The following is a 20,074-nucleotide window of genomic DNA, read 5'->3' as shown; positions in this document are numbered from 1 at the left end:
CATGTTTCTCTCCGACTTTAGTATTAAACGGCCAATTGCCACCATCGTCTTGATTATTGCGATGATGGCGATGGGCTTACTCGCCATGAGTAAGCTGCGCGTCAATCAAAATCCCGATGTAGAAATTCCGGGCTTATTCGTCAGCATTCCTTATCCTGGTGCATCACCCGATACGGTAGAACGCGAAATCGTCAATCGCCTGGAAAAATCACTGCAAAGCGTATCCGGTGTCGATGAAGTGTATTCCTATTCCAACGAGGGAAATGCGGGCTTTGAAATGCGCTTCTCTTTCAAGAAGAATATGATAGAAGCGGCAGAAGAAGTTCGTAATGTGATCTCCTCCGTACGCTACAAGTTACCCACCGAAATGCGCGAGCCTATCGTGCAGCGCTTTGATCCATCGACTCAACCGATTCTCAATCTGGCTTTGTCTTCCAGTAGCCAAACGCATGCTGAGATCTCCCGTCTGGCCGAGGATACATTAGCAACTCGCTTACGTGGCGTGCATGGTGTTGCGACTGTCAACGTCAACGGTGCTTTGCGTCGTGAATTGTCGGTCTTATTACGCGCTGAAAAATTACGCGAATTTAATGTGTCGGCGGGTGAGGTTGTCTCCGCACTGCGCAGTCAAAATACCAATGCACCGGTCGGCAAAGTACGCGGCGATTTGGAAGAAGAAAGCATACGCTTAGTCGGTCGTATTGAAAGCCCGGCAGAGTTTCAAAACATCGTGGTCAAACGTCGTGGTGATCAAATCGTACGCCTCGGTCAAGTTGCCACAATAGAAGACGGCTTTGCCGACATCAATGGTTTGAGCATACGCAGTGGCAAACCTAACGTTGGTATACAAGTCACACGCTCGCGTGAAGCAAGTACGGTCAGCGTCGCCAAAAGCGTAGTCAAAGCGGTCGAAGAAATCAACAAAGATCTCGCGAAAGATCATCCAGGCACCAAATTGGAAGTGACACGCGATGGTGGTAAAGATGCCCAAAACAGCTTGAACAACGTGATTGAATCGCTGATCTTCGGTGCGGTATTGACGATCTTCGTGGTCTACGCTTTCTTGAATTCATGGCGCTCGACTTTGATCACGGCATTGAGTTTGCCAACCTCAGTAATCGCGGCATTTATCGCAGTCTGGTTGTGCGGCTTTACTTTGAATTTCATGACCTTGCTCGGCTTGTCATTGGCGATTGGTGTCTTGATTGATGATGCGATCGTGGTACGCGAGAACATTGTGCGCCATATGCAAAATGGTTCTGATCGTCGCACGGCGGCTTTAGAAGGTACCGCCGAAATCGGTTTAGCAGTGGCCGCGACGACATTTTCCATTATTGCCGTGTTTATTCCGGTCGCGTTCATGCCAGGTATTTCTGGCGAATGGTTCCGTCCGTTTGCCTTGACTGTAACGTGTTCCGTCTTGGTGAGTCTGGGTATTTCATTCACGCTCGATCCTATGTTGTCCGCATATTGGGGTGATCCAGCCGATCATCACACGGCACCGAAAAAAGGTTTGAGCAAAGTCTTAGCCCGTTTTAATGATTGGTTTGATAGTCAGGCAGATCGCTATGGTCGCGTCATCGCCTGGGCTTTGCATCACCGTCGCTGGATGGGTGCGATTGCGTTGTTGTCCTTGGTTGGTGCGCTGGCATTGCAAATTAAGTTTGGTGGTACTAGCTTCTTGCCAACGGCAGATTCTGGCAACTTGATGATAGAAGTACGCACGCCCGCTTCCTCTTCGGTCGAATACGCTAGACTGAAAATGGAAAGAGCCGCGGCACTGGCACGCACCATTGCTGAAGTGAAGGAAACCAATAGCAATATCAACGCATCTGGTGGTCGCATCTACGTCGATATCGGTAAGAAAAATACCCGTAAGCGTAGTGCCAAAGAAATCGCCGTCGAATTGCGTGAAAAGATCAAACAGTTGGTCGGTGCGGAATATGTGGTGCTGGATGATTTGAACAATGGTGCACGCAAGCCAATTCAAATCGAATTCACAGGCCCTGATTCGCGCAAACTGATGGAAATCACCAATGCCTACATGGAGCAATTGCGTAAGGTACCAGGCGCGGTGGATATCGGTTTGTCTGAACAAGATCCTAAGAAAGAGCTGAAGATAGAAATGAATCGTGGTTTGGCGAACTCTATGGGTATCTCGGTCAACGATGCAGCACAAGCTTTACGTGTCGCGTTTGCCGGTATCGAAGTGGGTGACTGGGTTGATCCTACCGGCGAAACTCGCGACGTCGCAGTGCGCTTGCATCCGGCCGATCGCGTCAGCAAAGAAAACATAGAACGTTTGCCGATTGCGGTATCTGGCACCAACGAAATGATTCCTTTAGATCAGATCGCCACCGTCAGCATGGGTAAAGGACCATCTAGTATTGAGCACAGCAACGGCAAACGTACGATTACAGTGTCAGCCAATGCACAAGGTCGTTCGAATGGTGAAGTCACCAAAGATGCAATGGACTTGGCAAAATCATTTAACTACCCACCAGGCTATGGCTTGTCTCTGGCAGGCGCTGGTCAAGATCAAGATGAGTTGTTCACAGAAATGCTGATCGCTTTGATCTCGGGCATAGGTTTGATGTACTTGATTTTGGTCATGCAGTTTGGTTCTTTCACTGCGCCTTTGGCGGTGATGTTGTCCCTGCCTTTGTCCTTAATCGGTGTCGTGATTGCCTTGATGGTGACCGGTAGCACGATCAACCTGATGAGTTTTATCGGCATCATTATGTTGATGGGGCTGGTCGCGAAAAATGCCATTCTCTTGCTCGACGCGGCGCGCAAGGAAGAGAAAAGCGGTATGAATCGGGAAGACGCTTTGATGCATGCTGGTCGCGTTCGTCTGCGTCCTATCTTGATGACGACTTTCGCTTTAATCGCTGGCATGATCCCGGTCGCTTTGGGTCTCGGTGAAGGCGGTGAATTCTATCGTCCACTGGCGATCGCGATTATCGGCGGCACGATTACTTCTACTATCTTGACCTTGTTAGTCGTACCTAGTTTCTATGACAGCATAGAAATTGCACGTGACCGCATGATGGCCAAATTAGGCCGCCGCGCTGATCGTTACAACCAGGCCTTAGCGCTGATTGTGACTTTGATCGAAGCCGTATTGACCTTAACTTTCATACGCTTGATCTACCGTCTGGTAATGAAAGCCTTCTATGCCATCAGTGGCAAGAAAGCGAAGGTGGCGGCATAAAGATTTCATGTTTTGTTGGTAAAGTCGATCTGAGTAAGCACCACTTCCTCGGCAAGACTAAGTGAGTAGTACCGGTTTGAGCCTGCCTGGTTTTCCATGCAGGCTCTTTTTTTATTGATGCAAATTGATGTCATCATTTCGTCATCTGACTGTCACCGCACTGTCACATCCGCCCCCTATCATCCTCCGCTTCCGTACCCCTCCATTCACAGGAAAAGAAGCCATGAGTAAATCTAACGATAAAGCCTTGTCATTTGTTGATCCAGATGATATCGGTTACAACGATTCCAAAAACGACCATTTCAGTGCCATTCTTGACGCGCGTCTAAGCCGTCGTAGCTTATTGCGCGGTGGTGCAGCCTCGATCGCCAGTGCATTTATTGGTTCTAGTGCATTGAGTGCTTGTGGTGGTTCCAACGATGCCATCGCACCAACGACGCCAACTACGCCTACTCAGCCTACTGAAAAATTGCTCGGTTTTGCGCCTGTAGCAAAGAGCTTGTTAGATAGCGTCATCGTGCCGGTTGGTTACACCGCCAGTGCAATTTATGCTTTGGGCGATCCATTGACCGCCAGTACAGCGGCTTTCAAAAACGATGGTACGGATACCGATTTCGAAAACCGCGCCGGTGATCATCACGATGGTATGGAATGGTTTGGTTTGTCTGCAGATGGCAAAGCATCGCTGACTTCCGTTGATCGCGGTCTATTGGGTGTGAATCACGAGGCGACAACGGATGAGAAATATGCCTCATTCTTCTTGCACGCAAACGGTGGCACATCAACTTTGCCGCGACCAGCAGCAGAAGTTGATAAAGAAACTGCGATTCACGGTGTCTCTTTTGTTGAAGTACGTAAAGCCAATGGTAAGTGGGAATACGTGAAGGATTCTGCTTTTAACCGTCGCTTCACTTGCCTAACTGAGATGGAGTTGTCTGGTCCGGTACGTGGCAACGCATTAACCATCACCAAGTATTCACCAACAGGTGTGAAGACGCGCGGTACCTTGAATAACTGTGGTACAGGCAAAACACCATGGAATAGTTTTGTGACTGGTGAGGAAAACTGGGCTGGTTATTTTACGCGTAGCGCTACGGATGATACGGCACGTGGCAATGACAAGAGTGTTGCTTCATTAAAGCGCTACGGTCGTGCTCAAGGTGGTGGCTCTCGTCATGGTTGGGAAACTGGCGGTGCTGATGATAAGTACGCACGCTGGAATCTCAGTAAGATTGGCACGTCAAGCAACGGTAGCGACGACTATCGCAATGAACTGAACGGCATGGGTTACATCGTTGAAATGGACGCATACGATAAGACCAAATTGGCGAAGAAACGTACCGCCTTAGGTCGTTTTGCACACGAAAGCGCAGCGTTTGGCAAACCAGTCGCTGGCAAACCATTAGCTGTTTATATGGGTGATGATTCCCGTAATGAATACATCTACAAATTTGTCTCCACTGCAAACTGGGAAGCGGCAGACGCCAACTCCAGCAATGCTTTAGCGATGGGTGATAAATACCTCGATAGCGGCAAACTGTATGTAGCTCAGTTCAATGCAGACGGTAGTGGTAAATGGGTAGAACTGTCCATCAGCAATCCTTTGATCGCAGCCTACGCAGGCTATAAATTTGCTGACCAAGCCGACATTTGCGTCAATTCACGTTTGGCTGGCGATGCAGTCGGTGCGACTAAAATGGATAGACCTGAATGGTGCTCCGTCAATCCAGCGAACGGCGAGATTTACTATGCTTTGACGAATAATAGCAATCGTAATGTCAACGCAACAGGCTCTTCGCAGTTGGTACCGGATTCCGCCAATCCACGGGCTTATACTGACGTAAAATCAGGAACAAGTACGCAAACTGGTAACCCAAATGGACATATTTTACGTATGAAAGAAGGTGCTGAAGGTTCTGCGGCCTTGACATTCACTTGGGACGTGTATTTGTTCGCAGCGGAAGCTGGTGCAGACGCAAGTAAGATCAATTTGTCCAGTCTGACGAACGATCAAGATATGTCCAGCCCTGATGGTTTGGCATTCAGTCCAGCAACAGGTATCTGCTGGATACAAACCGATGATGGTGCCTACACCGATGTCACTAACTGCATGATGTTGGCAGGCTTACCAGGTCAAGTTGGCGACGGTGAAAAAGTGACATTAAACTACACCAAGACAGATGGCTCAAATTTGGCGGTGACCACTTATGTCGGTAAGAAGCCAACTGCTGATACTTTGAAGCGTTTCTTGGTGGGACCATCTGCTTGTGAAATCACTGGCATCGCAGAAACGCCAGATGGTAAAGCCTTATTCGTGAACATCCAGCATCCGGGTGAAACGACAGCGGCAGCAAACATTGCTGACCCAACTAAGTACACTAGCCAATGGCCAAGCAATACGGGCTACGGCGCAGGTAAGCGTCCGCGCTCTGCGACTATCGTGATCACTAAGAATGATGGTGGTCGTGTTGGTAGTTAAAACCAATAAGTCGTCGAAAAAGTAGCCGGCGGGTTACAACAAAGCGCTATGCGATAAATTCGCATAGCGCTTTTGTTTTGTCTTTTTTCGCGTCTTCTGTTAGAGATACGGATTTCTGACTACGGATGAGAACGCTTTTAGTTGATCAGTGGATCAACTGACGCAAACGATCCACGCCAACTGGCTCTTCGGCTTGCAGCGGAATCACTGCCCAACGCTTGGCGTACTTGGTTTCGACTTCTTTGATTTGCGCCAATTCATTGAACGCACGGCGCCGCAAAAGAGGCGAGCTTGGATTTGCCATTGCCAGACTATTGTTGATAATCCAAGCCCAAGGCTCGATACCCGCGCGGCGTAAATCGTTTTGCAAACCTGCTGCTTCTAGTACCGGCGTCGTTTCTGCCAAAGTGATAATCAGCACTTTAGTTTGATTTGGGTCTTGCAACTGCATCATCGGTGTCGTGAAATGAATATTGGTGTTGGTCATTTGACGCTTGATTTCTCTATCATAAGAACCTGTTGCATCGATCAGCAATAATGTATGACCAGTGGGGGCAGTATCCATGACGACAAACTTTTTACCGGCTTCACGAATGATGCGGGAAAACGCCTGAAACACGGCGATTTCTTCCGTGCATGGCGACAGTAAATCTTCTTCTAAAAGCGCGCGGCCTGGTGCATCAAGATTCTTTCCCTTGGTCGCCATCACTTCCTTGCGATAACGATAGGTTTCCGCTTCAGGATCAATTCTGCTGATCTGCAAATTGTCTAAACTACCTTCTAGAGTCTCTGTTAAATGCGCAGCTGGATCTGAGGTCGTCAAATGCACTGGATAACCACGCGTTGCGAGCTCGACTGCAATGGCCGCAGCGACTGTCGTCTTGCCGACACCGCCTTTGCCCATCGTCATAATCAGACCATGCCCATTGCCGACTAAGCCATCGACCAGATCTGCAATGCTCGGTGTAACGGGGAATGTGATCGATGATGTAGGCAATTCTTCGGCAGTCACTTGATCCGACAATAAAGCACGTAGCGCTGGAATTCCGACCAGATTAAACGATCGCAGCGGAATTAGATCGCTTGGCGCAACCCGTAAAATCGCGGGCATCGCCGCCATTGCGGCTTGCTCACGTTTCCATACAGCAGCAGCCAACACATCGCCTGCCACTTCGGTTTCTGGCAAAACACCATTGACCACTAAATACTGGTGTTGAAATCCGATCTCGGCTAATTCATCGTGGGTACGTGCCGCTTCCTTCAATGTGGCGCTTTGGGCGCGTGCCACTAAGATCATGCGCGTGCGTGCGGGATCAGATAAGGCGGCGACCGCTGCATGATATTGTTCACGCTGCTTTGCTAATCCGGCTAAAGGACCGAGACAAGACGCATCGCCTTTGCCTTCTTCTAAAAAGCTAGACCAAGCTCCTGGCAATTGCAGCATACGAATAGTATGTCCGGTTGGCGCAGTATCAAAGATGACATGATCGAAATTCTTGATAATTGTCGGATCCGTTAGCAGGCCAGTAAATTCATCAAACGCCGCAATTTCTGTCGTACAAGCACCAGATAGCTGTTCTTCTATGCTGTTGACGACGGCGTCTGAAAGTACCCCGCGCACTGGACCTACAATCTTATCGCGATAGACTTGCGCCGCTGCCTGTGGATCAATTTCTAAAGCAAATAAATTGGGCACGGCGGATACGGCTGTGATCGTATTGCCGATCTTAATATCAAACACTTGCCCTACATTCGAGGCCGGATCGGTACTCACCAAAAGAACCCGCTTGTGGTCGTCTGCTAATTTGATCGCCGTAGCGCAGGCAAGTGAGGTTTTGCCCACGCCACCTTTACCGGTAAAAAATAAGAATTGTGGCGTGTTATGTAAGAAAAACATGGTGATCCTCGTGAGTAAGGTCAATCGAGTTTTTTGGATAGCTCATCAAAAATGCACTTCTTTTAGGACTTACGCAAAATTGCGCTGGCTAGGCGTGGAGCCGAAGACAGTGCGATTGCACGGCGAGGCGAACACAACAACGCCAGCGTCTGTTTTGCGAGAGTCCTATCTTTAACAGCACTTCCCACCACTACAACAACTATTTTCCTGTAGTTCTTCAATGACAACGGGTGTGGTGGCGATATCTGCCCAACGCGTAATCTCAGCGCGGTTAGGATAACGCCCAGCCAGTGCAATCTCACCTTTGACCAAAATCACCGGCAAAGCGTCGGCGCCTGAGCGTTCAAGGAAGGCTTTCACCACCGCATTGTCCACAAATGCCATCGGTTGCTGCGCTAGATTAAAGCGTTCGATGGAAATTCCCTCGGACTTTGCCCAATCGATATCAGCAGAGACATTAATCAATTGTTGATCTGCATCGACACCACAGACACCGGTATTGCAGCACATCGCCGGATCGAAAACTTGTATTGAAGTCATGTTGATACTCCTAAAATATTTTTTGGGAAAATGAATTTTACCGAATTTACCTATTGATTCCATAATTCTATCATTATAGAATTATCGTAACTTAACGCAGATCAAAGAACCATCATGCAAACCAAAGAAGTCATCACGGCACTGGCCGCATTAGCACAAGAGTCGCGTCTTGCCGTATTTCGTCTCTTGGTGCAAGTCGGCCCCGCAGGTCTGGCCGCCAGTAAGATCGCCGAAATATTAGGCGTGCCACCGTCGTCCTTATCGTTTCATCTCAAAGAACTGTCGTATGCCGATTTAGTGATTTCGCGCCAAGAAGGACGTTTTGTCATCTATTCCGCCAACATCGCCAACATGAATACCTTAATCGGTTTTTTAACCGAGAACTGTTGTGGTGGTAATCCGTGTGTCTCGACCGCGACGCCGACATGCTGCGACACCGAATCGGCTGCCAACTGAGCCAACGAAACAGTCGCTAATAATCTTTCTAAGCATCTAGGTGAGTAAATTAGTGTCCCTCGTTTTAACCTCCAACTAAGGAAATCTTGTGAACGTATTATTTTTATGCACAGGCAATTCATGTCGTTCAATTTTAGGTGAAGCTACATTCAATCACCTCGCACCCTCTGGCTGGATGGCCATGAGTGCAGGAAGTAAGCCGACGGGCGAAGTGCATCCGCGCTCGATCGCCTTATTGACACGCGAAGGGATCGTCGTTGACGGCTATTTCAGTAAGTCATGGGATAACTTGCCAGCGACACCCGACATTGTGATCACTGTCTGCGCGAGTGCAGCGGGCGAAACATGTCCAGCTTATCTCGGCCCCGTGATGCGTACGCACTGGGGCGTCGAAGACCCAGCACATGCAACAGGCACCGACGAAGACATTGATGCTGCATTTCAAAAAGCTTATCGCATTTTGCGCGCTCGGATTGAGGCGCTCTTTGCCTTGCCATTGGCAACGCTAGTGCAAGATCAAGCCAAATTCAAAGAAGAGTTAGACCGCATTGGCACGCTTGTGCCGAGCAATGATTAAAACGTAAGCGACTATTTTTTACAAAATTTTAGCCTTCAGGAGATTCTCATGAACGACAAAGTATTTAATGTTTTGTTTCTATGCACTGGCAATTCTTCTCGCAGTATTATGGCCGAAGCCATGCTCAATATCCTAGGTAAAGGTCACTTCCAGGCCTTTAGTGCGGGCAGTTTTCCGAATGGGCAGGTGAACCCGAATGCGATTGAACAAATTGAGCATTTGGGGATAGATGCGACTGGGTTACGCAGTAAAAGCTGGGATGAGTTTTCTACACCCGATTCTCCCCACATGGATTTTGTCATCACCGTTTGCGACAATGCGGCGGGCGAAGTTTGTCCTATTTGGCCAGGTCAGCCAATGGCAGCGCATTGGGGCTTTGAAGATCCTGCTGCGGCACAAGGAACAGAAGAAGAAATCCGCCATAGCTTCGCCCGTGTTTGTCGTGAAATCAAAATGCGCCTAGATATTTTTCTCTCACTACCGATAGAAAAATTGGAAAAGCTCGCCTTGCAACGAGAGTTAGACAAAATAGGAGCGAACAAAGCATGAGTATGGCACGACGTTTAGTGGCTGAATGCTTGGGTACCGGCTTCTTGTTATCTGTAGTGGTCGGCTCGGGCATCATGGCGGAACGGCTGGCTGGTGGCAACGTGGCAATTGCATTGTTGGCGAATGCCATTGCCACTGGTGCGGGTTTGATCGCTTTGATTTTAATGTTCGGCACGATCTCGGGTGCGCATTTTAATCCTGTCGTGACACTGTCCGAGGCATTTCAAAAAAACCTGCCGAGCAAAGACGTCTTGCCCTATATTTTGGTGCAAATTCTTGGTGCGTTTGCTGGCGTTGCTGCTGCCCATGGCATGTTTGAAACACCGATCTTTTTTGCATCCGAACACGTACGAACAGGCATGTCACAATGGTGGAGTGAATTCGTCGCCACCTTCGGTCTGATCGCTGTGATTATCAGTTGCTCGCGTAGTCGCCCCACGGTCACCCCGTTTGCAGTCGCGGCTTATATCACGGCTGCCTACTGGTTCACTTCTTCCACCTCGTTTGCCAACCCAGCAGTGACCTTGGCGCGGGCTGCTACAAACACGTTTGCGGGCATCAGACCAATTGATGCGCCTGGTTTTATCGTCGCGCAATTGCTCGGTGCTGCAGCTGCTACCTTGCTGTTTTGCTGGCTGCATCCGAAATCAAGCGAAGCAGGCTCACCCAATTAAATGCTCAATACTTACACCTTAACAACCTTTGAAAAACTATGGCTATCACTATTTATCACAATCCCAAATGCGGTACTTCACGCAATACTTTAGCCTTGATTCGCAACACAGGCGCTGAGCCTGAAGTCATCGAGTATTTAAGCCACCCACCTAGCAAAACAAAACTTTTGGAGCTGATTGCTGCCATTGGCAAACCTGTGCGTGAGGTAATGCGCACGAAGGAAGCAATTTACAGCAGCTTGGGGTTGGACGATGCCAAATGGAGCGATGATGAATTAGTCGATTTTATGTTGACCCATCCTATTCTGATCAATCGTCCTATCGTTGTCACAGCCAAGGGCACACGCCTGTGCCGTCCTTCAGAAGAAGTGCTCGACATTTTGACCGCACCACAGTTAGGTGAATTCAGTAAAGAAGACGGAGAAAAAGTTATTGATGCAGAGGGTAAACGTGTCAACTAATTCAACCAATTTAGCTGATTTAGCTAGCCTGAACAGCGAACATTTCAAGCTGCCTGAATTCAGCAAATTCAGTGCTCCCGAAGTCCTTACTCACCGACCACGAATCTTGCTGCTCTATGGCTCCTTACGTCAACGCTCGTATAGCAAACTCTTAACTATGGCTCCTTACGTCAACGCTCGTATAGCAAACTCTTAACTTTAGAAGCGGCACGCTTGCTAGAAGCGATGGGCGCTGAAACCCGCATCTTTGATCCACATCACCTACCCCTGCCAGACGATGCGCCTGACACCCATCCCAAGGTGCAAGAATTGCGAGAACTAGCACAATGGGCGGAGGGCATGGTCTGGACTTCGCCGGAACGGCATGGTGCAATGACGGGCATCATGAAAGCGCAAATCGATTGGATTCCCTTGTCGGTCGGTTCGGTACGACCCACCCAAGGAAAAACGCTGGCCGTGATGGAAGTATCAGGCGGCTCGCAATCATTTAATGCCGTTAATCAAATGCGAATTTTAGGACGCTGGATGCGCATGATCACCATCCCGAATCAATCCTCAGTGGCTAAGGCCTTTTTGGAATTTGATGAAGCAGGCAGGATGCGACCATCGTCCTACTATGATCGCGTTGTGGATGTCATGGAAGAACTCATGAAATTTACTTTATTGACACGCGGCTCGTCGGCCTATTTAGTTGATCGTTATAGCGAGCGCAAAGAAAGTGCAGAAGAGCTTTCAAAACGGGTGAATCAAAAGAGCATTTAATTTTGTGCTTTTTTAAGATCTATAGCTGGTATTTATTTTGTGCTGGTTTATTGTTTCACTTTAGAATAAGCTGAATCAACAATCCCACTAACGCCGCCCAAGCGATCACCCACATCACATTCCATTTCAAGCGGATCAAAGCAATCGCGGCCAATGTCGCGATACATGCCGCCCAAGGATCTATGCCATGAACAACGCCACCGGCAAAACCTTGCGGCCACAACACATGATAGGCAAAGAAAAGGGTGAGATTGACGACCACGCCGACCACGGCCGCGGTAATGGCACTTAAGGGCGCGGTAAAACTGATTTGATTATGCGTACTCTCGATCAGAGGCCCGCCGGCCAAAATGAAAATGAAAGAAGGCAAGAAGGTAAACCACGTTACCAACACCGCCGCCACACTACCGGCTAAAAATAACTGATCTGGGCCAAACAAGGCCTGTACATAAGCCGTCACAAAACCGACAAAGGCCAATACCATAATCAAAGGTCCCGGCGTGGTTTCGCCCAAGGCTAAACCGTCAATCATCTGTCCTGCAGTAAGCCAGCCATATTGGTGCACGGCGGCTTGCATCACGTAGGGCAAAACTGCATAAGCGCCGCCAAAAGTCATGAAAGCTGCTTTGGTAAAAAACCAAGCCATCTGCGTCAAGGTATGCTGCCAACCGAATAGCCCAATCAGGCTCAACATAGGCAATGTCCACAACAGCACACCTAGCAACAAAACCCGGCACAAACCCAGTCGATTAAAGCGAGCATGCACCGGTGTCTGATCATCAATCACGGCGGCACCGTAACTCACTTGTGGAGCTTTATTGGTATGGCCGCCACCCGCGCGGAAATGTTGCGGCAAAAAACGTCCTCCGACATAGCCTAAGAGCGCAGCACACAAGACAATCAGAGGAAACGGCAAATTCAAAGCAAAGATCGCAATGAACGCCGCCACGGCGATCGCCCATAAGCTCGTATTCTTTAACGTGCGTCCACCAATTCTATGCGCCGCTTGCAAAACGATGGCCGTCACCGCAGGTTTAATTCCATAAAACAGTCCTGCCACCAGGCTAGTCTGACCATAAGCAATATACAACCAGGACAAGGCAATCAGCATAAACAAAGACGGCAACACAAATAGCACACCCGCCACTACGCCGCCGCGCACGCCGTGCAAGAGCCAGCCTATATAAGTCGCTAATTGCTGTGCCTCTGGCCCCGGTAACACCATGCAGTAATTGAGTGCATGCAAAAACCGTTGTTCTGAAATCCAACGACGTTTTTCTACTAATTCTTGATGCATAATCGCAATTTGCCCGGCAGGTCCACCAAAACTAATCAAACCTAGCTTCAACCAGAAGCGCAAGGCTAGCCAAAAATTGGGGTATGCGGGGGCAACTTGGGCGGGATCATCACTGGTGGTCTGCGTCATAGCATTCAATCGTCAATGGGCATACATCAAAAAACAAATCAGGTCGAATATTGTAATCATTAAAATTACACAGCAAAGATCAAATCATCATAAGCATATTTAAAAGAAGGGAAAGAACATGGGTAAAGGGCGTCTAGAAGCTTTCAGCGACGGTGTCATCGCCATTATTATCACCATCATGGTGCTGGAATTAAAAGTGCCGCATGGTGAGAACATGGACGCTTTGCTGCCATTGATTCCTGTGTTTTTCAGCTATGTCCTGAGCTTTGTCTACATAGGAATTTACTGGAATAATCACCATCACATGTTGCATGCCACGCACCATATCAGTGCCGGCAATTTGTGGGCGAATTTGCATCTGCTATTCTGGTTATCACTGGTACCTTTCGCCACCGGCTGGATGGGTGAAAATCATTTTTCAGCGGGACCGACGGCCTTATACGGTGTTATCTTATTCATGTCTGCGGTGGCATATTGGATGCTGCAATATTCCATCATCTGCGCTGCCAGCGATAATGCCGTCATCAAAAATGCCATAGGTCGCGATCTCAAAGGCAAACTCTCCATCGTCCTATATGCATTCGCCATCGCCATAGCGTTTTATGTGCCGCTCCTGGCACAAAGTATTTATGTACTGGTTGCCCTAATGTGGTTGATACCCGACCGCAGGATAGAACGGGCTTTAAGCCTGCATAACAATTCACACTGAGTATCAAGCCATCATAGAATTACTTTAGCGAGATTAATTATAGGAATAAGCATGAAAAAAATATTCAACACGCTGACCCTTATCAGTACTTTGGTTTTATCCCTCAGTGCATGTCAAAAAAGTGAAAGCCCTGCGACACCACAAGCTAGCAATAAAGTAGTCAGCTATTTCGACCAAACCGGACGCGATGACGTCCTCTCCGGTGGTGTCAAACAAATCAAAATCAGCACCCCCAAAGGTGAATTTAAGGTCTGGACCAAACGTATCGGTAACCATCCCAGTATCAAAGTCTTATTGCTGCACGGCGGCCCAGGCATGACGCATGAGTATTTTGAAATTTTCGACAGTTATTTTCCGGGCGCAGGTATTGAATACTATTACTACGATCAACTCGGCTCTCACTTCAGCGACCAACCGCAAGACCCGACCCTGGTTGACCTGCCACGCTATGTGGAAGAAGTGGAGCAAGTACGCCAAGCGCTCAAACTCGATCAGAAAAATTTCTATCTCTTAGGTCATTCCTGGGGCGGGATTCTGGCGATGGAATACGCGTTGAAATACCAACAAAATCTGAAAGGTCTGATCATTTCGAATATGGTCGATAGCATTCCTGCCTATAACGAGTATGCACAAAAAGTCTTAATGCCAGCCATGGATCAAACGGTTTTGAAAGAAACCCAAGCCTTAGAAGCCGCTGGCAAATACGAAGATCCGCGTTACATGGAATTATTGATTCCTCACCATTACGAAAAACATGTTTTGCGCATGCCACAAGCGCAATGGCCTGACCCGGTCAATCGTTCTTTCAAACATGTCAATCCCGCCATCTATGTGTCCATGCAAGGCCCTAGCGAACTCGGCGCTAGCGGCAAATTACTGAACTGGGATCGTAGCAAAGACCTGGCACAGATCACCGTACCGACCTTAACCATCGGTGGTCAACACGACACTATGGACCCGGCATATATGGCGGCGATGGCAAAGAAAGTACAACGCGGCCGCGCCCTGACTTGTCCAAGCGGTAGCCATATGTCCATGTATGATGACAGCACGACTTATTTCACTGGCTTGATCAGCTTTATTCAGGATGTAGATGCTGGACGCTTTAAATAGTGGCAAAGCAGCGACCTGCCTTTAAAAACCCTTTATGACAAAACGACTTTTATACCGCTTATTACTGTCCTTATCGGCAGGCTTGCTTTGCCCTACTGCTTTCGCATCACCTGTGGAGACCGCAACACAAGCACCCACAAGTATGCCTAACCAGACGAAAGCACCCAAAATCTGTCTGGTGTTATCAGGTGGTGGCGCACGTGGCTTCGCTCATATTGGCGTACTCAAACAACTCGAGGCTTTGCGTATTCCAATTGATTGTATTGCTGGCACCAGCATGGGGGCGGTAGTCGGCGGTCTGTACGCATCAGGCCTATCAGCGAAAGAAATTGAAGATCGTCTCATCAAGTTAAAACTCAACGATATCGCCTTAGACAGAGTAGAGCGCCGCTATTTGCCCCATGCCCTGCGCGAGGAAGACAAGCAATATCCTCTGGGCGCGACCATGGGTTTAAGCGCAGAAGGTGTGCGCTTGCCGACCGGTGCGGTTCAAGCAACTCAATTTTTAGAGCTATTTCATAACTGGACTGCGCACTTAAAAAGCGATGTCGCCTTCGACGATTTACCGATTCCATTTCGCGCCGTAGCGACTAATCTGGAAAGCGGCAAAATGGTGGTCTTCGACAAAGGACCATTACATTTAGCAATACGCGCCAGCATGGCGGCACCGGGTGTTTTTTCGCCCGTCGAATTGGATGGCAAGCTCTTGGTTGACGGTGGCTTAGTACGTAATTTGCCGGTCGATATAGCACGCAAAATGGGCGCCGATGTGATCATCGCCGTGAATATCGGCACACCGCTTTTGCCACGTTCAAATTTATCTTCCCTGATCAATGTCAGTCAGCAAATGGTGAATATTTTGACTGAACAAAATGTGGAGCAACAAAAGGCGCTGTTAGGCAATAAGGATATTTTGATCGAACCCGATTTAGGCAATGTCAGCTTCATGGATTTTGCCCGTTCGAACGAAGCGATCATGATCGGTCACGATGCCGCCTTAGCGATACAGCCGCAATTGAGTCAATTCAGCGTCTCACCTGCACAATATGCTGCACATCAAAAACGGGCGGCCGACTCCGAGTTACCTGCAATAAAAATTGGCTTTGTCGATATCGCCTCCAATGGCATTATTCCTAGCGAAGAAATTCGTCGCCAGGTCGATATCAAAGAAGGCGTCAATTACAGTGCCGAAGACATTAACCTCAAACTCGCCAAGCTCAACATCACCCGCGAATACGACGGCATCAGCCATGAATTAATCCAACGCGATGGAAAATATGGCGTACGTGTCAATGCGAATGAGCGAAAATGGGGTCCGCATTTCTTACGTTTTGGCTTAGCGCTGTCGAATGGTTTTGAAGGAACCGGCGGATTTCAATTGCAAGTCGGCCATAGACGCCCTTGGCTAAGCGACAGCGGTTTAGAGTGGCGTAACGACATACAATTTGGTAATTCATTTGGCCTGCGCACAGAATTACGCCAACCACTTTCACGTGTGAATGGCGTGCTACTCGCGCCGTATTTTGATATTAAAAATAATGTACGCAATCTATACGAAGGTGAAACACGTATCGCCGAGTACAATTTTAAACATGAAAAAACCGGCGCCGATCTGGTGGGCGAAATCGGTGAGCGTGGCAATCTGGGCGAATATCGCTTCGGTCTGGTTGCCAATCAATATCGCATACGACCCAAACTAGGCGTACTTCAAGTCGTTACCAGTGATGGCAATGCGACGGTGGTCACTCTGCCTCGCGTGGATCTGCAACAGGCCGGTATCAAAGCCTCTTTCGTTCTCGATCAACTCAGCGATGCAGCGTTTCCCCGCTATGGCTATGAAATTGGCAGCGAATTCTTTTTTGGAATGAATCGCGGTGGCGACAAGTATCGCGAATTGAGCTTCAATACCACCTGGGCACAAAGCGTCGATAGCCACAGCATCAATCTCAAATTCAACGGTGCTGGTCTTTTCTTGCCGAATAAAGAGGTACAAGGCATAGGCTCGACCTTGGGTGGATTCCAGCAACTCTCGGCCTACCAACCTGATCAGTTCGCCGGTGACTTCATGCTGTACGCCAGCGCCACCTACTTATACCGCGCCCTCAAGTTTGATCTGGCGGGGCAAAGCCTGTTTATGGGTAGTAGCCTGGAATTAGGCAATGTCTGGAATCAGGGCAAGGATATTTCATTTAATAACACACGCAAAAGCCTCAGCTTATTTGCCGGATTTAATAGCTTCATGGGGCCTATGTATTTTGGCATCGCAGTCGCACCGTCGGGCGTAAAGAATATTTTCTTTCAGCTTGGGCGCCAGTAAATTGAGCAGCGTTGGCGCTAATCGCCGCATCTTCGATCAATGATGCGCAAGCCGCCTTTATAATCTTACTCACAAATGGGCGGCAGCCAGCTGCCCCCAGGTACAATGAGCTAGTCCCTACACAGGGACGCATCTGACACAATTACTCACAGGAACACAGAATTGGCTAAGTTATATTTTCGATACTCGGCGATGAATGCCGGTAAATCCACGGCGTTGCTACAAGTTGCACATAATTATGAAGAACAAGGGCAAAGCGTTTGCCTGTATACCGCCGCTATAGACAATCGTTATGGCGCGGGCAAAATCACCTCACGCCTAGGTCCACAACGCGATGCCGCGACTTTTGATGCCGACTTTGATTTTTTCGCCAGCGCACCCGCGGTTAATTGCATCTTGGTTGATGAAGCCCAATTTTTATCACCTGAGCAAGTCAAGCAATTGCACCGACTAGCTCATGTACGCGGCATTCCTGTCATCTGCTACGGACTACGTAGCGACTTTTTAGGCGAACCCTTCCGCGGCTCTGGTTATCTGATGACCTTAGCCGACACCATAGAAGAGTTAAAAAACATCTGCACCTGCGGCAAAAAAGCCACCATGAACATCCGCGTCGATGAACAAGGCAAACGTATGACGGCTGGCGAGCAGATTGATATCGGCGGCAATGAACGCTATCAACATGTTTGTGGGCGCTGCTTTTATCAATGATCCATAGGGTGGGCACAGTCTCATCATGCCCACGCCTTACGATCTAAAATGGATAGAACATTATTACTATTGAGTCGCTATGAAAGAAGATCAAAACCCTTCAACACAGAGACACAGAGGTAAAGGAGAAAATCAGGAGAAAAGTAATACAGTTTTTTTGCTTTTCTCTGCGTCTCTGTGCCTCTGTGCCTCTGTGCCTCTGTGTTGAGAGGTTTGGTTTGTTTCTGTTTCATAAAGACTGAATAGTCACAAAAAAACTTAAATGCGGTAAGAAATTTTTGCGATCAAATCAAACAAAACCGCACGCTCACAGAGTATTCAAGCTTGCAAAGCACCGAGCACTTTGTAAGTAGTAAAAATAATCCCCGACGGAAAAGCCTGAGTACGCACTAGCTCAAACGAACGTGGCGGAGTTCCCTCGGCAAAAAAGCGTTTACCTGTTCCCAATAGCACAGGGTAGACCGCCAGCAGAATTTCGTCCGCGAGTCCATTTTCCAACAATGCCGATGTCAGCGTAGAGCTACCAGAGAGCACAATGTCAGGGCCATCTTGCGATTTAATACGGCGCACATCTTCAACCAGATCCTTGCCTATACCTTCGTAGGGTCCCCATTCCAAGCTTTCGGGGTGATGAGTCACCACATACTTTTTTGCAGCATTCAAGATATCACCCATGGGATTGGCCGGTGCCTTAGGCCAAAAACCTGACCAGATATCATAAGTACGACGCCCCAACAACAGATCGATATTCGCACCATATGCCGCCAGCATCGCTTCCCGTCCAGCGGGCGTACGATAAGGCGCAGTCCAATCGCTGTAGGCAAAACCATCGGCATCGTCGGAATGTTGAATCACGCCGTCCAGCGAGATGTGTTCTATGATCTTTAACTTTCTCATCTGCGTCTCCTTATGTGTGACTTAGAAAGTCCAATCATACCTTCAACGTGGTCTAAATAGTGTTGGGGGACGCTTGCTCGCGACTTACCGACGCTTTATTTAAGGCATTAGAGTCGAAAGCAAGATGATCGCAAGGTGGACTCCTTAGCATGCGCCAACACGCCGGAAACCACATCCTCGAATGCAGCACTAGCAAGCGTGCAAAAAGACAGCAATGGCCAGCCTCGCTACGCTGTTAATTCAGCATCGATTGAAGACATAGAAGATGAAAATATCTTGACGCACAGTGGTGTAGCGCACCGTGTCCTGAGCCAGCACTGGAGCATGATGTTTCAGGTTGGCGTCACACTGCGGCACCAATGATTCAAAAATCCTAAGTCCGAATAGTCCACCTGTCAGGAGAATTTCATGAAACAAGCATCCCCCAACAAAAATCCACATCCTCAGCCTTCAAAAACTGATGAATTGAATGCGCAAAAACAGAAAGCGGAAGTCAAAGACGTCGCTGGCCGCCACAAAAATGACGGCCAAAAAGATCATAAGGGTGCGCGTTAAGCCGCCATGATTTTGATCGAAGCTAATGGATGAGCTCATGGAATCATGCGCTCATTCTTAGCGTAAACTAGGCGGCGCTTGGTCTATGGTGTCCGTCACCCTTGCTTGAGTCTGAGCACTTTTTAGACTACCAAAATGCAACGCGTATTGACGCGTGAATTCAGCACCAAGAAAGAAAATTTGCGCTGAATAATAGACCCATAATAGCAAGGCCACGATAGAGCCAGCGGCGCCAAAACTATTCGCGACACCGCCATTGCCTATATACAGGCCGATCGATATTTTTCCCAAAGTAAAAAGCGCGGCGGTACCCAAGGAACCAATCAGGACGTCGTGCCACGATAATCGCACTCTTGGCAGCATTTTATAGATCACGGCAAACAGCGTAGCGATGACACTAAAACCAACCAGGCCAGCGAGCAAAGAGAGCAGCGGCGCCGCGTCTTGCCAGATGCCGCCCCAATAACGTTCTAGCACAGCCAGCGCGGCACTGAGCACGAGTGAGACCATCATGAGGAAGGCTAGCACCAAGACTAGGCCAAACGATAACAAACGCGTGCGCAGCAAATCCCACAGTGAAAATTCACGCACCGCAGGCAATTCCCAAATCTCATCGAGACTGGCTTTTAATTCTGCGAATACACTAGGGCCTGTTAACACTTAAATCGGGAGATGCGTTCAAGCCAAAAGGTGGGATGGCAAGGCGTAGTTCGCCGCCGAGGCTGGTGCCTCGGCAA

17 protein-coding genes and 2 pseudogenes are annotated in these 20,074 nt (G+C 48.6%); 14 read left to right on the top strand and 5 right to left on the bottom strand.

Annotation, left to right across the window (positions count from 1 at the left end):
* The first annotated feature begins 1 nt into the window (after position 1).
* Positions 2-3,214, top strand: a complete 3,213-nt coding sequence (locus tag AC1RR2_RS20045; RefSeq protein WP_493224054.1) for an efflux RND transporter permease subunit — start codon at positions 2-4, stop codon at positions 3,212-3,214.
* 223 nt (positions 3,215-3,437) lie between these two features.
* Positions 3,438-5,693, top strand: a complete 2,256-nt coding sequence (locus AC1RR2_RS20040) for a PhoX family protein (RefSeq protein ID WP_493224053.1) — start codon at positions 3,438-3,440, stop codon at positions 5,691-5,693.
* Positions 5,694-5,838: 145 nt separating this feature from the next.
* Here AC1RR2_RS20040 and arsA read toward each other — a convergent pair whose 3' ends face one another.
* Together arsA and arsD are read right to left on the bottom strand one after the other, a co-directional pair.
* A complete protein-coding gene (gene arsA, locus AC1RR2_RS20035; RefSeq protein ID WP_493224052.1) occupies positions 5,839-7,590 on the bottom strand; it encodes an arsenical pump-driving ATPase in 1,752 nt (583 codons plus the stop codon).
* 171 nt (positions 7,591-7,761) lie between these two features.
* On the bottom strand, positions 7,762-8,130 hold the full coding sequence (arsD, locus tag AC1RR2_RS20030) for an arsenite efflux transporter metallochaperone ArsD (protein WP_493224051.1): 369 nt from the start codon (positions 8,128-8,130) through the stop codon (positions 7,762-7,764).
* Between the two features lie 114 nt (positions 8,131-8,244).
* Here arsD and AC1RR2_RS20025 point away from each other — a divergent pair, with 114 nt between their 5' ends.
* The 6 genes and pseudogenes from AC1RR2_RS20025 (at position 8,245) to arsH (ending at position 11,609) form a co-directional block, all read left to right on the top strand.
* The gene (locus AC1RR2_RS20025; protein ID WP_493224050.1) at positions 8,245-8,586 is read left to right on the top strand and encodes an ArsR/SmtB family transcription factor; all 342 of its coding nucleotides are present in this window, start codon (positions 8,245-8,247) and stop codon (positions 8,584-8,586) included.
* A gap of 88 nt (positions 8,587-8,674) precedes the next feature.
* Positions 8,675-9,163: an arsenate reductase ArsC gene (locus tag AC1RR2_RS20020; RefSeq protein WP_493224049.1), complete on the top strand. Its 489-nt coding sequence runs from the start codon at positions 8,675-8,677 to the stop codon at positions 9,161-9,163.
* Between the two features lie 48 nt (positions 9,164-9,211).
* Entirely contained in the window at positions 9,212-9,712 is a 501-nt protein-coding gene (locus AC1RR2_RS20015) for an arsenate reductase ArsC (protein WP_493224048.1), read from the top strand.
* Positions 9,709-10,386 (top strand): aquaporin, encoded by a 678-nt coding sequence (locus tag AC1RR2_RS20010; protein ID WP_493224047.1) that lies wholly within the window; start codon positions 9,709-9,711, stop codon positions 10,384-10,386. Before AC1RR2_RS20015 ends, AC1RR2_RS20010 begins: the two co-directional genes overlap by 4 nt.
* A 38-nt stretch (positions 10,387-10,424) precedes the next feature.
* Positions 10,425-10,847, top strand: a complete 423-nt coding sequence (gene arsC, locus AC1RR2_RS20005; RefSeq protein ID WP_493224046.1) for an arsenate reductase (glutaredoxin) — start codon at positions 10,425-10,427, stop codon at positions 10,845-10,847.
* Positions 10,822-11,609, top strand: a pseudogene (gene arsH / locus AC1RR2_RS20000) (arsenical resistance protein ArsH). The gene arsC and the pseudogene arsH overlap by 26 nt, the downstream one beginning before the upstream one ends.
* Before the next feature lie 55 nt (positions 11,610-11,664).
* Here the strand turns inward: arsH and chrA are convergent.
* On the bottom strand, positions 11,665-13,035 hold the full coding sequence (gene chrA, locus AC1RR2_RS19995) for a chromate efflux transporter (protein ID WP_493224045.1): 1,371 nt from the start codon (positions 13,033-13,035) through the stop codon (positions 11,665-11,667).
* Positions 13,036-13,153: 118 nt separating this feature from the next.
* Here chrA and AC1RR2_RS19990 point away from each other — a divergent pair, with 118 nt between their 5' ends.
* From AC1RR2_RS19990 to AC1RR2_RS19975, 4 genes are all read left to right on the top strand, one after another.
* A complete protein-coding gene (locus AC1RR2_RS19990; RefSeq protein WP_493224044.1) occupies positions 13,154-13,744 on the top strand; it encodes a TMEM175 family protein in 591 nt (196 codons plus the stop codon).
* Positions 13,745-13,795: 51 nt separating this feature from the next.
* Entirely contained in the window at positions 13,796-14,857 is a 1,062-nt protein-coding gene (locus tag AC1RR2_RS19985) for a proline iminopeptidase-family hydrolase (RefSeq protein WP_493224043.1), read from the top strand.
* Between the two features lie 34 nt (positions 14,858-14,891).
* Complete coding sequence (locus AC1RR2_RS19980) at positions 14,892-17,174, top strand: patatin-like phospholipase family protein (RefSeq protein WP_493224042.1); 2,283 nt, start codon at positions 14,892-14,894, stop codon at positions 17,172-17,174.
* Positions 17,175-17,336: 162 nt separating this feature from the next.
* Positions 17,337-17,885: a thymidine kinase gene (locus AC1RR2_RS19975; RefSeq protein ID WP_493224041.1), complete on the top strand. Its 549-nt coding sequence runs from the start codon at positions 17,337-17,339 to the stop codon at positions 17,883-17,885.
* Positions 17,886-18,203: 318 nt separating this feature from the next.
* On the opposite strand, the gene AC1RR2_RS19970 is transcribed toward AC1RR2_RS19975, so the two are convergent.
* Positions 18,204-18,782: a dihydrofolate reductase family protein gene (locus AC1RR2_RS19970; RefSeq protein ID WP_493224040.1), complete on the bottom strand. Its 579-nt coding sequence runs from the start codon at positions 18,780-18,782 to the stop codon at positions 18,204-18,206.
* 135 nt (positions 18,783-18,917) lie between these two features.
* On the opposite strand from AC1RR2_RS19970, the gene AC1RR2_RS19965 reads away from it, so the two are divergent.
* Both AC1RR2_RS19965 and AC1RR2_RS19960 read left to right on the top strand, forming a co-directional pair.
* On the top strand, positions 18,918-19,145 hold the full coding sequence (locus AC1RR2_RS19965) for a hypothetical protein (RefSeq protein WP_493224039.1): 228 nt from the start codon (positions 18,918-18,920) through the stop codon (positions 19,143-19,145).
* A 45-nt stretch (positions 19,146-19,190) separates the two neighbouring features.
* A complete protein-coding gene (locus AC1RR2_RS19960; protein ID WP_493224038.1) occupies positions 19,191-19,337 on the top strand; it encodes a hypothetical protein in 147 nt (48 codons plus the stop codon).
* 57 nt (positions 19,338-19,394) lie between these two features.
* Here AC1RR2_RS19960 and AC1RR2_RS19955 read toward each other — a convergent pair.
* Positions 19,395-19,982 (bottom strand): annotated as a pseudogene (locus tag AC1RR2_RS19955) (YihY/virulence factor BrkB family protein); the annotation flags it as partial.
* Between the last annotated feature and the right edge of the window lie 92 nt (positions 19,983-20,074).

It is taken from the genome of Undibacterium sp. GW821-FHT11H02, from assembly GCF_058808015.1.
Note: the sequence above shows the minus strand (reverse complement) of the source record. Positions and strands in the feature narration are given on the sequence as shown.